Consider the following 13,083-nt stretch of genomic DNA (forward strand, 5'->3'; position numbering starts at 1 on the left):
ACTTACACCCTAGAACGACACGAGGCAGTGCCAGATGTACGCATGCCCCAGCGCGTCGATCTCTTCCCAGATTCGCCGCACCAACTCTTCGCGCCCGGAGATCTTCGGCCACATGCGCCGGGCTTCGTCCCAGGGCACGCAGACGCCGGGGTGCCGGCCGGGTGACGCGGCGATCGTGCCCGGTGAGTCCGTTGCGGCTGGGGCTACCGGTAGCTCGGCCGCCGAGCCCGATGAATACACGCCGTACTCGCGTGTGAAATCCGTCAGCGCCTGCATGTTCTCCACGCGGGCGTCGTTCTGAACGATCGCGCTGGCGTCCATGATGTAGCCGCCGTCCGCCGCCACGCCATCGATCACGCGTTTGCACGCGGCCCGCACGTCCTCCGGCGTACCGAGCGCGAGCACCGTGTTTGGCACGCCGCCGCTGAGGCAGAACTTGTGCCCGATTCGCCGATGGATCTCCAGCGCATCGCCACGATCGATGTGGTACACGATGCTGGCGTCGGGCAGCTCCGCGAAGCGGTCGAGGTGGTACGTCCAATCGCCCTCGGCGTAGAACAGCGTCTGGTGCCCGCGGCGCCACAGCTCGGCGATGATCGGTTTCAGTGTCGGCCAGTAGTGCGACTCGAACTGCTCCGGCCGCACGAACGGCACGCACCCGCGGTGCATCCAGAAGCCGACCGGCACGTTGCACTCCGGGTCGGCCGTCGTCAGCGCGACGTGCACCAGGTGCGGCATCAGGGCTTCGCAGGCGGCAAGCACCTTGTCCGGTTGCCGGAACATATCCTTCGTCAGTCCCACGTAGCCGCGCAGCTTGTCCGCGAGGATGTCGAACGGCGCCTTGAGGATGCCGGAGATCGCGGACACCGCTCCGCACTCCGCGCGGAGGCGCGCGTTCTGCGCGCCAAACGCGCCGAAGTACTTCATCATCGCCATCCCGCCCTTCAGGAAGGACAGGTTGTGGCGATACGTCGCCGGCGACCCGGGTGCGACCACGTCGCGCGCCACGCGCGGCAGCCACACGTTGAACAGAAAGCCCGTCGGGTCCGCGATCAACGCGTCGTATTCATCCGCCCGCATGAATGCCTGGTCCGCCGGCGGCTCGCGATACTGGAAGCCCGTGTCCGGCGGCACGTCGATCCCGGGCACGCCGTAGTACTTCAGCCCGATGGCCTGCGTCAGCCCCGTCCAGACGTAGACCATGTTGCTGACGACGGCGTCCCAATCGAAATCCGCCGCACACTTGCGGACCGCCGCGAAGGCCAGCTCGTAGTCGTGTGTCACGTCCTGGCAGGTGTAGCCGGCGTAGCGAGCGGTGAATTCAGCGGCGAACGGGCGGATGGGTATGCGGTCGGGCTTGCCGTTGCGCAGCGCGGTGACATAGCGCCGCAGACGCTCCGCATAGCGGCGTTCCATGGCGCTGGGCGTGGGCGACGCGGCGGCTGGGGCGGACTCACTCATGGCTTCGCCAGTCCTCGTCCCCCGATTCCGGCACGGCGGTTACCGGGCCGGTGCGGTCGCCGACTGCGATGCGGGCTGCGAAGTCGGTCGCAGCGGCGACGTGGAGAGCCACAGTTGATACAGCGACTCAATCTTGGCCGGCTCGATCTGCCCGTCCCAGGCGGCGACGCCGTAGACCAGCCGCAGCGACTCGCCGGCTTTCAATTTCGTGGGATGTTCATGCAGCTTGAGCGTCGCTGCCAGGCGGGCGTATGGCGCTTTCGCGGCCAGCCAGGCGGCCGGCCAGGGATTGCCAGGATGATCGAAGAGCGCCAAGGTGACCGGCTTGCCGTCTGTGTTGGTGGTGTAGGCACACCAGCGCCCAGCGTACACCGTCGCGTTCTGCGACTCCGCCGAGGTGGGGGTCTGCGCGGTGATGAAATGCACGTCCAGCTCTGGTGCCGTCACGATTCGCAGCCCCAGGCCGGCGTCGCGATCGTCCGTCAGTTCCACATCCGCCACGCCCGGTGCCGGCTCCAGCACCATGCGCCAATCGAAGAGCACGGCGCCGGCGTCGAGAACGGGTTGGGTGCCCCACACCCACACGGTCCGGTGCTCGGCCAGCAGGGGCTTGCCCTCCGGCGAGCGCCATTCAAGATCCTGCATGAAGCCGGCGTTCATGCGCGGGTTGCCGGCGTGAATCGTCTGGTGAACGATTTTCCCCACCTTCGCGGCTTCGCCCCAAAAGTCCACGCCGTTGACCGTGGCGGCGTACATCAGGCCGCGGTGATGCGCGTACTCGGTCGGCGCCTCAAGCAGGAGTGGCACGCCCTTGGGCGTGTGGAGCGCCTGCAGGTAGGGCCTCGGATCGTGCTCATACCGGTAGCGTAAGATCACCCGCGCCCCCGCGGACACGGTCGCGAACTCGGGGTCGATCTTGATGTGCAGGGCATCGCCCGTCGGCAGCGGCACTTGCGCCGCGCCCGGTACGGCGCCGGCGGCCAGAGCCGCGATGACCAAGCCGGTGACGCACAGGCCGCGTCGTCTCGGATGGATGCGCATCGTCAGTCTCCTGTCCTCCGGCGGCAGTCGTAGTCCGTGGGCCGCCTACAGCCGATACGGCGCCCGCTTCGGCCGATCCAGCCAGCGGGCCGCGATGTCGTCGCCGACTAGTTCCTGTCGCGCCGGGTCCCAGTGCAGCGTCCGCCCCAGCCACCAGGCGATGTTGCCGAGGTGACAGACGATCACCGAGGTCGCGCCGATCGCCACGTCGCAAATCGGCCGCCCGCGCGTGCGGATGCAGTGCAGCCAGTCCTCGTAGTGCCCGCGACTCTCGTACAGGTGCACCTCGTTTGGCCCGAGCGGCGATTTGCGAATGCTCGCCGGCCACGTCGTCAGATGATCGCGATTGACCTCGAGCTTGCCTTCCGTACCGGTGAAGAGCACGCCATCCGCGCCGCCGTGCTGCACCAGTACGCCGTTGGCATAGCGGTAGGTCAGCGGCGCGCCGGTTTGCCCGTTCGGTGGGATGATCTCGACCGGCCCGCTGCCGTCCATGCCGAGGCCCCACTGCGCGATGTCGAAGTGATGCGCGCCCCAGTCCGTCATCTTCCCGCCCGAGTAGTCACGAATCCGCCGCCAGCCATCCTCGTAGTACGACCCGCAGCGCAGGTGATGATAGGGCTTCCAGGGTGCTGGGCCCAGCCAGCGCTCGTAGTCTAGCCCGGGCGGCACCGGCTCTTCCGGCAGGTAGATTTCCGTCGAGGGCGGCCCCACGCCGACGTTGACGGTCTTCACTTCACCGATCCGGCCGCTACGCACCAGTTCGCAGGCCAGGCGGAAGTTCGCGCTGGAACGCTGCTGGCTGCCCGTCTGGAACACCGTGCCGTAGCGGCGCGCCACGCGGACCATCTCCTGCGCCTCGCGGATTGTCAGCGACAACGGCTTCTCGCAGTACACATCCTTGCCAGCACGACAGGCCGCGATGGCCATGATCGCGTGCCAATGCTCCGGGACGGCGAGCACGACCGCGTCAATGTCGGCGCGCTCCATGATCCTTTCATATTCGTTGTACGCGGCACAGCCCGTGTAGTGTCCGTCGCGCTGTGCGGCGCCATAGGTCTCCTCAACCTGGTGCTGCGCCTCGTTGCGCGCGGTGGTGTCCACGTCGCAGACAGCGAGGATTTGCACGCCGCCGTGGCCGAGCAGATTGCGCACGTGCTCGCGGCCCATCTTCTTCAGGCCGATGATGCCGAGCGTGACACGCTCCGACGGCGCCCGCCGTGCCGGCGTACCAAGCACGGTGCGGGGCACGAGCCAGGGCGCGGCGACGGCGACCAGCCCCGCCCGCTTGAGAAATCCACGTCGCGTCATCGGTTGTGCGCGGGACATGCTTCACCTGCCGGTTTCGGGCTCTTTCAGGGGCACGGCCCAGATGTTGCGAAAGCGTATGCGATTGCCGTGGTCCTGCAACGCCAGCGGTGCAGGGCCCGGGCCTTCCGGCCGGCCGGCGCCCGTGCTATTAGGCATGGTGACGCGGTCGTGAATGCGCGTGCCGTTATGGTACACGGTAAGCTGGGCGTTCTCAGTCTTCTCGCCGGCAACGTTCCAGCGCGGCGCGCGGAAACTGATCTCGTAGGTTTGCCACTGACCGGCCGGCAGAGCCATGTTGTAGTCGGGTGCTTTCACCTTGTAGATCGCGCCGCAATTGTCGTCGGTCGGCTCCTGCCCCGCCGAATTCAGGATCTGCACCTCGTAGCGCCCCTGCAGGTAGACGCCGCTGTTGCCGTTCGCCTGCCCCGTCTTCCCGTTGTCATCGACGCTGAACTCGATGTGCAACCAGCAGTCGCCCAGCGCGCGCCGCGACACGATGTTGCCGGTGCCCGGCTCGACCTCGAGCACGCCTTCAGCGAACTTCCATTTTGCGAGCTCCTTCGGCCGCTCGGCTGGCTGCCACGCATCGAGACCGGTCGTCGCGTCGAGCAGGACGATCGCATCCGGCGGGCGCTGGCTGGCGGGATTGCCGAGATCCTTGATCCGCAGGTTCCGCCAGCGCACCTCCAGCGGCTCCGTCTCTTTCGTGTGGTGGACCTGCAGGGCGATGAACCCCCACTGTGTCAGACTGTCGTGCAGGTCCGCGGCCGCGACGCCGTTGAGCCAGGTCTTGATCGAATCGCCCGTGGCGACGATGCGCAGGTGGTTCCACGCGCCTGGCTTGAACGCCTTCTGCGCCGGCTCGTTCTTCTCCAGCGAGCACAGCCAGTCGCGCCGGCTCTCATCGTAGATCCCGCCGGACCACGCCCGCGCAGACGGATCGATCTCGACCTGGTAGCCGTGGACGACGCCCGCGCGATAGCCCGGCACGCTCTGGCTGCGGATCTGCACGCCGGAGTTCAGGCGCGGATCGACCTTGAATTCCAGCTCCAGCTCGAAGTCGGCGTAGGTGCGCTCAGTACAGAGGAAGCTGTTGGGCGTGTTCGGCACCGTCTGGCCGATGATCTCGCCGCCTTCGACGCGGTACTTCGCCGCGCCGCCGCGCTGCACCCAGCCGGTCAGCGTGTCGCCCTGGATGAGGTTGGCCCATTCTGGGCCTGCAGCGACCGCCGCGCGCCCGGCGCCGATCAGCAGTGCGAGTACGCATACGGGTTGCGCGATCCGTTTCATCATGCTTTGTCTCTCCAGGCCCATCAGAATACCCGCGCGCCCGCCGTTCGGCACGCTGCCGCGGCGCACCCCTGGCCGGACCGGCTCACGGCGCGAGGAAGTGGCTCTCGATGTACCTGGCGGCCGGATCGAAGGCGTCCGCAGCCTGCGTGAAATCGACTGGCATCGTCCGGATGGCATCCAGTCGGCCGACGCGCGACGGCACGGTGGCTGCCCGGTGCAGCGGGATCTGTGCCGATGGCCCGGCGGCCAGCCGCCCCTCGACCTCCGCGGACAGCAGATAGTTGATGAGCTGTGCGCCGGCCTCCGGATTCGGGCAACCCTTCACCAGCGCCAGCGTGTTCGGCAATAGCAGCGTCCCCATCTGATCGGCCCCGCCGTCCGGGAAGACGATCTTCACCGGCTTACCCGTTTCCAATTCCACGATCGCGTCATCCGTGTCGGTCAGCGCCATGACCAGGCGCCCGGCACCGACCATCTCCGCACACCCCTTGTTGCCCGACAGAACCTGCACGTCGTTGTTTCGCAGCGAGTCCAGCAGCGCCGTCGCTCGCGCTTCGCCGTGCAGCGCAAACAGGCACGCGACGTGCGACGCCGTCGTGCCGAACAGCGGCTTCGCGATCCCAGTGCGGCCTTTCCACTGCGAATCGGCCAGGTCGGCGATCGACGTGGGCATGCGTTCCGCCGGCACGAGTTCCGTGTTCACGATGAGCACGCGGGCCCGGGCCGCGAACCCGAACCAGTAGCCGTCCGGGTCGCGAAACTGCGGCGGATAGTTCGCCGCTTCAGCCGGCGCGCACGGCTGCAGGAGCCCCTCGTGCCTCAGCCGCAGCGTGTTCAGGATCTCGTTGTTCCAGAACACGTCACACCGCGGCCGGTTGGCCTCCGCGCTAATCCGGTTCGTCAGCCCGACCGTCTTCGTCGCCTCGCTGTCGTAGGCCGGGCGCACGACGATCCCCGTTCGCGCCGTGAAGTCGTTGAGAATCGGCTCGGAGAATTGCCGGTCCAGCGCCGTGTAGACGATCACCTCGCCCACCGCCGGCTGCGAGCTCGTCGAACCCGCCGGCGTGCGCTCACAGCCCGCCACGACCCCCAGCACCACGACCAATGACAGAACACCACCCCACATCACTCACGCTCCTTCGCGTAACCGCCGCCAGTGCCCACGCCACAACAGCAGCATCAGCAGCGCCCACGGCACCACGATCAACCCAACCGACAGCACCGCCAGCACGGCCACGTCACGATACACCCCAAAGTGCAGCAGCGTAAACGCGCGCACCGCCGCCACGGTCACGCCCGGCGGTGCCAGCAGCAAGGTCGCGCCCAGTTCCGCGAAACTGAAAATCACCAGCACCAGCCACGCCAGGGCCACGTCCGGCAGCAGCGCCGGCAAACGCACGTGCCAGTGCTCGCGCGACCAGTCACAGCCGTCGACCCGCGCCGCCCGTTCCGCATCCCGCGGCACACGCCGCACGCCGGGCACGAGCAGCAACACCGCCACCGGCAGGAACCGCACGAAGTACCCGAGTACCACGATCGCCGCCGAGTCGTACACCGCTCCCGGCCAGCCCGGCCGGTTCAGCAACCCGATGAGACTGATCGCCACGACCGGCGCCGGCACGGCCAGGAGCACGACCACGGCCGCGCCGGTCACCCAGCCGCGCCGCCCGCCGCGCGCCAGGCCCCACGCCAGCCCGCTCGCGGGCAACACGGCCGCTGTCGCGCCCGCGACCGCCAGGAGCGCCGACAGGCCCAACTCGCCGCGCAAGTCCCACGCCGCCGCCGTGACCAGCTCCCACGGCGTCAGGTGCCGCGCGAGTGCCCAGGCCAACGTGCCCAGTCCCGCCAGCAGGCACGCCGCCAGCGTCAGCGCCAGCACCCAACGCCACCGGCCCAAGCTGAACACGCGTGGTCGGGCGCCGAATTGCCACGGCGTCTGCTCGCCCACCAGCCGATAGCGTGCCTGCGCAGCGACCAGCAGGGCCGCCAGCACCAGCAGCACGGGCAGGCCGGTGAGCAGTGGCCCCGCCCGCCGGCCCGCGAGCGCGTACTGACTGCGCACTTCCTCCGCAAACGTCCGCACGCCGAGCAGATCGCCGATGGTGCTGTCCGTGACGATCAGCAGCACCAGGACGACGGCCAGCACGATGAAGCCCCACGCCGCGGCGGGCAACGTCACGCGCCACAGCACGCGGGTCGGCGTCGCGTCGAGCAGCGCAGCCTCCTCGAGCTCGCGGTCCGCCGACCAGAACGTCGCACCCAGCACAAGCAGCGCCAGTGGCGTGTACACGAGCCCGTAGAGCAGACCGCACGCGACGGCCGAGTTCATCGCGCTGATCAGCGGGATCGCGGAGAAGACGAAGGTGAGGCTGACGTACACCGGCACGCATGCGCCGAACAGCGCCGCTGCCAGCAGCAACCCGCGCCCGGGCAGATTGGTGCGGGTCACCAGCAAGCCGAGGCCGCCGCCCACCGTGGCCGCGACCAGAAGCCCAACGCCACAGACGATCGCGGTATTCCTGAGGAGCAGCCCCCAGCGGCTGATGTCGACCAGCGCGGCCCGCGGCGCGGCGTCCGTCGGGTCCAGCAGCGCCTTGAGAGCGTCATACGCGGCGTACGCCGGCACGATGAGCGCCGCCAACAACACCAGCGCATGCACGACCGGCACGCTGCCGCGCAGCCAATCGCCGAGTCTGGACCCTCGCGCGTGCATCGCGCGCAATGTAGCACAGGCCTGCGCCGCCTTCGAGGTGAGACACCCTGGCCGCGCTACGCCAGACCATGCCACCCTTCGAGGCCAGCATTCAACGCGACAGGCCGGCGGAGTGCTCCGCCGGCCTGCCGGAATGGTCACTTGTTGCTTGCTCTGCCGCGCTGCTACGGGCAGATGATCGGCAGCGAGCTCGTGCTCAGCAGCGTCACGAACGCGTTGATGTCGCCGAACGACGGATAGTTGCCGTCCGCGTTGATGTCGCCATTCTGCGGCTCACAGCCCGCGTAGGTGGTCTGCCAGGCCGCGTAATTCGACAGGTAGAGCACGAACGGGTTGATGTCGCCGAAGCTGACCTGGCCGTCACAGTTCAGGTCGCCAATGCAGACTTGCGGCGCGGCGGGCACAGTGGCGCCGATGTAGAGCAGCGCACTATAAGCCTCGTCCGCGGGGATCGACGGGTCGTAGTACTGCGAGGTCGGGTCGTTGTATTCCAGGTCGTTGTTGGCATCGTAGATCATGCTCACGTTGAGCACGAGGCCGCCCAGCGTCGTCGCATCGCGCGTCGGCACGTCCGCGGCCGGTAGCACGCCCAGGTGGCCGGTCTCGCTGATGTTGCCGGACCACGCCGTGCCGGACGAAACCGAGTTGCTGTCCGCGACGCCCATGAAGTTGATCGTCCACCAGCGACCGGAGTTCTGCCCCGGGAAGGCCATGCCGAGCTCCGCCACCAGCTCGAGCTCGTAGCCCAGCGTCGCCGGGTTGTAGACCGCGCGGATCAGGGCCGAATCCTTGTCGTCGTCCGCAGTGTTCGGCAAACCATCGGGGCCGTACCAGATCATCGCGGAGACGAACCAGATGTTGCCGACCGAGTCGATCAGCGGCGCCGACAGTGACGGCCCCAGCGGCGCCCCGCCGGTCACGTCGAACATCGTCGTCAACCGCCCGATCGGCGTGCCGCCCGGGCCGTCCAGGATCGGCTTGCCCGTGCCGCCAACCATAGTGGCGTCCGAGGAATAGGCGACCAGCGACCACTGGATCGTGTTCGGCGTGCCACAGGTCACGCGGGCGACGACGATGTCGTTCCACGGATTGTCATACCCGGCATACGTGGCCACGTCATAAAGCACGCCCGCGGCAAGCAGGCGGCCCTGCTGATCCACCCCCAGCGCGATCGGCGCATTGCCGCCGCTGTACGCGACCTGGCTGTGATAGTGATCGAACACCGCACCTGTATAGGAGAGCATGCTGGGGTTCGTTGGGTCCGCGATCGGCGCGGCCGGCATTGTCAACAGCAGCGTGCCGGCGACGCTGGCGTCGCCGTTCAGGCCCCACACGCTGATCGAATCGGTCGGGCCGTTGCCCGCGGTGCTCTTGCTGATGATCGCCGCCGTCCCGTGTGTGCCGGCCACGCATGGCACGTTCCGGGTCATGTACGCGATGCCGCCGCGATGATCCGTCGTGCCGGGGCGGTGCGCGGTCGTCGTCGCCGGCGGGTTGGCCGCGCCATACGTGTATTCCTTGTTGAAGTTCGTCCCGATGAAGTACGGCACGCCGAAGATGCTCTTCGGACCGATACCCGGCGTGTTGTGGATCACGGTGCTGTTCCGCACGATCCAGTTGGTCGCGGCGGCGTCGGAGCCACCCGTGGCGGTGGCCACATTCCGTGCCCCGCAATTGCGCGCCAACATGTCCACGTTGAACATCTGGTTCGCCGAGCCCGTCACGCCGGTATCGCCCCGGAACATCACGTTGCCCCACTCATCGACCGCGCCGACGCCGTACTGCAGCAGGTTGTCGCTCGCGCTGTTGCCGTTCGTCGCGGCCTGCACGCGCTTCACGTACAGCCGGGTGGGCTGCGCCGGATCGTAGTTGACCACCGCGCCGAGCACGCCGCTGTAATTCTGGCTCGCGTCAGTCGTGCCGAAATCCGCGAACGCGACGCCGAACTGATTGCCGGTACCAGTCGGGCTGACGGTCCCGGGCGCATTGTTCATCGTCGGGTGCGTGCCCTGCCCAGGGGTGTTGACCCACAGATCATAGCTCGCCGCCGGGTACGGCACGCCGAGCGCCTGGATCCGGCTGATCCCCTGCGCCGAAATCTGGCTGTTGAAATACTCCTTCGTCGCCGCGCTCGTGCTCGACTTGCTCGCCTTGACGAGCGGCGCGATGCCAAACTGCGTGCCCCACGAGGCCGTGAACGGCGTCAGGTCCACGACGTATTCCGCACACTGCTGCGCTGTGTCCCACGGCGACAGGGCATCGCCCGGCAAACCGCCGAGATTCTTCGATACGCTGTCCTGCGCCGCCACCGGCATGGCCAACACGGCCAGTGCCAATGCAATCTGCAATGCTGCTCTCATGCTGCTGTCCTCCTGGTGGGTCGAAACTTGTTCTGGCCAGGTGCTTCTATCGCCTCACGCCCCGCAGCGTCCGCGCCGTCGCGGCACGCCCGCCGGGGCACGCCCTATCCCTGCCCCGCTTTCTCCCGGCCGCCGGTGCGCTCCGTCGCGGCAGCCATCCCCCCTGGAGTTCCGCAGCGCCTCCGGCGGCCCGCGCACGTGGCGCGAAGGCGCACCGCTGTGCCGCTACGGGACTACGGAACCAACCGGTTCACCCGTCATGCCCTCGTTCGCCGACTGCACGACGCCGCCCTTGGGGTACCAGAACTGCAGTTCGCGCGAGCGCTGGTCCGCAAGCCGGTCCACGTGCCCGTCAAAAAACAGGGCGTTGATCGTCCCTTTGTTGTCGTGCGCGTCGCCCGAAGCGATGCCGCGTTGCCCCCCATGCCGGTAGGTGACCGGCAGATTCAGGCCGTTCGACACGGAACCACGGCCGACCGCCATGCCGGCCCAGTTCTTTGAGCCCCCACGGACTCCATAAGCCTGACACCCAGACCACCACCCGCCGGGCGAGGTATACGAGCCGAACCAGTCGGGGAACGGCGACGTGTCATGGTCAACTTGCGTGCTCTCGTCGACAAACCGCGTGCCGTCCGCGGCGAAGATCTTGCGCGCCGCGGGGCCGATCTGGTTCAACCGTCCCGAGAAATCCTGCACGAGCACTTCCCACTCGGCCGGCGAGACCTTGGCCAGAATGGGCAACGTCGCCACCTTTTCGTCGAATCCCACGACCTTGCCGACGGAGCGCTGCCCGAAGTACTGGAACGCGCCCGGCATCAGGTAGCTGACCCCCGGGATCGCGCCTTGAGCCTGAAATTCGCTCTTGTCCGGCCCGCTGCTGCCGTAGTAGGTGATCGACGTGTACATCTGCGACGGGCACCGATAGCGTTCCATCAAGAAGCGGAAACGCTCGGAGCGCAAGGCGGGCATTTCCATGCCCGGCGCCAGAATCGGCGTCATCCAGTCGAACGACTGTACGGGCATCTTGGACTGATACAGCACACTCGGGTTCCCGCCCATGCTGATCATCTTCGCGCGGATGGCCACGCCGGACGTGTTCACGCCAGGGATGTAGTCCTTGTTGTCGCCGAAGTAGATCTGGAGCCCGTTGCCGAACTGGCGCATGTGCTGGCCGCAAACCACCGCGCGCGCATGCTCGCGGGCCGAACTCAAGCTAGGCAGCAGAATCGAAATCAGCAGCGCGATGATTGCCACAACCACCAGCAGCTCGATGAGCGTGAAGGCACGGCGACCACCCTGGGCCGTGGCCGACGGGTCCTTACGGGGTCTTGACAACCAGTGTCTCGATATCGACATAGTGGTTCTTGTCTCCGAGTTGGACGAGCGCGTCACGATAGTGCGGGGTCACGCGCACCGCACCATCTCGCTCGGAACACGGCAATAGGGTCTGTTCGCCGGTGTCGGGGTTGACCTCCGGGATCAACTTGACCTTGTCGCGCGGCAGCGTGAACACTTTGCCCGTGCTGACGCACACGTAGCGCACGCCGCTCGGCAAGGCCCCCGGCTTCCAGAACTGCCGCGCCACGAACACGCCCGCCACGACGATAAGCACCCCGGCGAGTATCGCTTTGTTTCGACTGCTCGCCCAAAAGCTCGCCATCGCGGTTGCTCGCTCCAGTTACCGAGCGTGGGCTTGATCTAAACCGGGTTGTCAGACGGTCACCGCAGACCGACACCGCGCTGCTATCCCAACCCACATACCTGATCTTATGCGGCACATGTTACCGAGACGCGAATCATCTGTTAAGCCTTCGTGAGGCGATTTCCGCTCATTCCGCGCGCAGCGGCGGCTTACTCAGCACCCGCGTTCGAGACGCCGGGCGTTCTTGACAGCCTGTCAATAACAGCCCATCGCACCGCGCGCAGACCGGGGGTGGTGCGGGCATCTTGACCGTTCCTGCGACGGGCGGGATCCCCGTACCCCCCTGATTCCTTCAACTGCCGGGCCGCGGCGGAATGCCCACCGGCCTTTCCCTCAGCAGCTCCCGCGCACGCTCCAGCTTGACCATTGCCGCCTCGGCGCCACCCGCCGCCAGTCGCTCAGGCGTGCACGCGTCCTCGATCCGGAATGGCCCTACCGCCAGCCGGGCCAACGCAGTGAGGCAGCCGCCCGTCCCGAGGCGCTCCCCGATGTCCCGCACCAGCGCGCGCACATACGTCCCGCGCCCGCACGCGACGTCGACCTCCAGCTCCGGCCACTGGTACCGCCGGACGTGGATCCAGTAGATCTGGACGGGGCGCGGCGTTAGCGTTACCGGCCGACCCGCCCGGCTGAACTTGTAGGCCGGCCGGCCGCAAATCTTGACCGCGCTGGTAGCCGGCGGAACCTGTTGGACGGTGCCCTCGAAGCCGCGCAGCACGTCGGCGACGCGTTCAGCCGTGGGCGGCTGGGCGACGGCGACGGGCACGAGCGGGTGCTCGCGGTCATAGCTCACGCTGGTCACATCGAGCGCGATCGCCGTCCGATAAATCTTGGGCTGATCCATCAACGCCTCAACCAACTTCGTCGCCCTTCCCAGGCACAGCACGAGTACGCCCGACGCCAGTGGGTCGAGCGTACCGGCGTGGCCGCTCTTGCGCTGACCGGTGATCTCGCGGACCTGCTCCAGCGCCTTCGCGCTGGTCACGCCCAGCGGCTTATTCAGATTGATGATGCCGTCCATGCGTCCGTTCCCGGCGGCACGCTCGGGCAGTCCGTCAGAGGCACCGCAGCGATCTGAGAGAGAGCGAAGCTCCGCTTTGCTCTGGCGAATCGGCGGTTAGGCGCTCCCCGGCGCTGATACCACCAGCGTGCCCCTGCCGACCGGCAACCGCAAAGACGAGGTTGTATCCGCCGCTCTGCGT

At 67.5% G+C, this 13,083-nt stretch carries 10 protein-coding genes; all 10 read right to left on the reverse strand.

The genetic code is table 11. The features are described 5' to 3' along the window. Window positions 1-9: 9 nt before the first annotated feature. Entirely contained in the window at window positions 10-1,416 is a 1,407-nt protein-coding gene (locus KA383_08380) for a hypothetical protein (protein MBP7746137.1), read from the reverse strand. Window positions 1,417-1,500: 84 nt separating this feature from the next. Beyond that, window positions 1,501-2,502 (reverse strand): PmoA family protein, encoded by a 1,002-nt coding sequence (locus tag KA383_08385; GenBank protein MBP7746138.1) that lies wholly within the window; start codon window positions 2,500-2,502, stop codon window positions 1,501-1,503. A 45-nt stretch (window positions 2,503-2,547) separates the two neighbouring features. Then, window positions 2,548-3,831 carry a Gfo/Idh/MocA family oxidoreductase gene (locus KA383_08390; GenBank protein MBP7746139.1) on the reverse strand — a complete coding sequence of 428 codons (1,284 nt, stop codon included), beginning with the start codon at window positions 3,829-3,831 and terminating at the stop codon, window positions 2,548-2,550. Between the two features lie 3 nt (window positions 3,832-3,834). Continuing rightward, complete coding sequence (locus KA383_08395; protein ID MBP7746140.1) at window positions 3,835-5,106, reverse strand: DUF1080 domain-containing protein; 1,272 nt, start codon at window positions 5,104-5,106, stop codon at window positions 3,835-3,837. Window positions 5,107-5,188: 82 nt separating this feature from the next. Continuing rightward, on the reverse strand, window positions 5,189-6,232 hold the full coding sequence (locus KA383_08400) for an extracellular solute-binding protein (GenBank protein ID MBP7746141.1): 1,044 nt from the start codon (window positions 6,230-6,232) through the stop codon (window positions 5,189-5,191). 3 nt (window positions 6,233-6,235) lie between these two features. Then, window positions 6,236-7,819 carry an iron ABC transporter permease gene (locus KA383_08405; protein ID MBP7746142.1) on the reverse strand — a complete coding sequence of 528 codons (1,584 nt, stop codon included), beginning with the start codon at window positions 7,817-7,819 and terminating at the stop codon, window positions 6,236-6,238. A gap of 164 nt (window positions 7,820-7,983) precedes the next feature. After that, on the reverse strand, window positions 7,984-10,179 hold the full coding sequence (locus KA383_08410) for a hypothetical protein (GenBank protein ID MBP7746143.1): 2,196 nt from the start codon (window positions 10,177-10,179) through the stop codon (window positions 7,984-7,986). A 225-nt stretch (window positions 10,180-10,404) separates the two neighbouring features. Beyond that, window positions 10,405-11,535 carry a prepilin-type N-terminal cleavage/methylation domain-containing protein gene (locus KA383_08415; protein ID MBP7746144.1) on the reverse strand — a complete coding sequence of 377 codons (1,131 nt, stop codon included), beginning with the start codon at window positions 11,533-11,535 and terminating at the stop codon, window positions 10,405-10,407. Then, a complete protein-coding gene (locus KA383_08420) occupies window positions 11,498-11,839 on the reverse strand; it encodes a hypothetical protein (protein ID MBP7746145.1) in 342 nt (113 codons plus the stop codon). Before KA383_08420 ends, KA383_08415 begins: the two co-directional genes overlap by 38 nt. 334 nt (window positions 11,840-12,173) lie before the next feature. Then, entirely contained in the window at window positions 12,174-12,902 is a 729-nt protein-coding gene (gene truB / locus KA383_08425; GenBank protein MBP7746146.1) for a tRNA pseudouridine(55) synthase TruB, read from the reverse strand. Window positions 12,903-13,083 lie beyond the last annotated feature (181 nt).

This window comes from Phycisphaerae bacterium, from assembly GCA_017999985.1.
In the GTDB taxonomy this organism is placed as follows: domain Bacteria; phylum Planctomycetota; class Phycisphaerae; order UBA1845; family Fen-1342; genus JAGNKU01.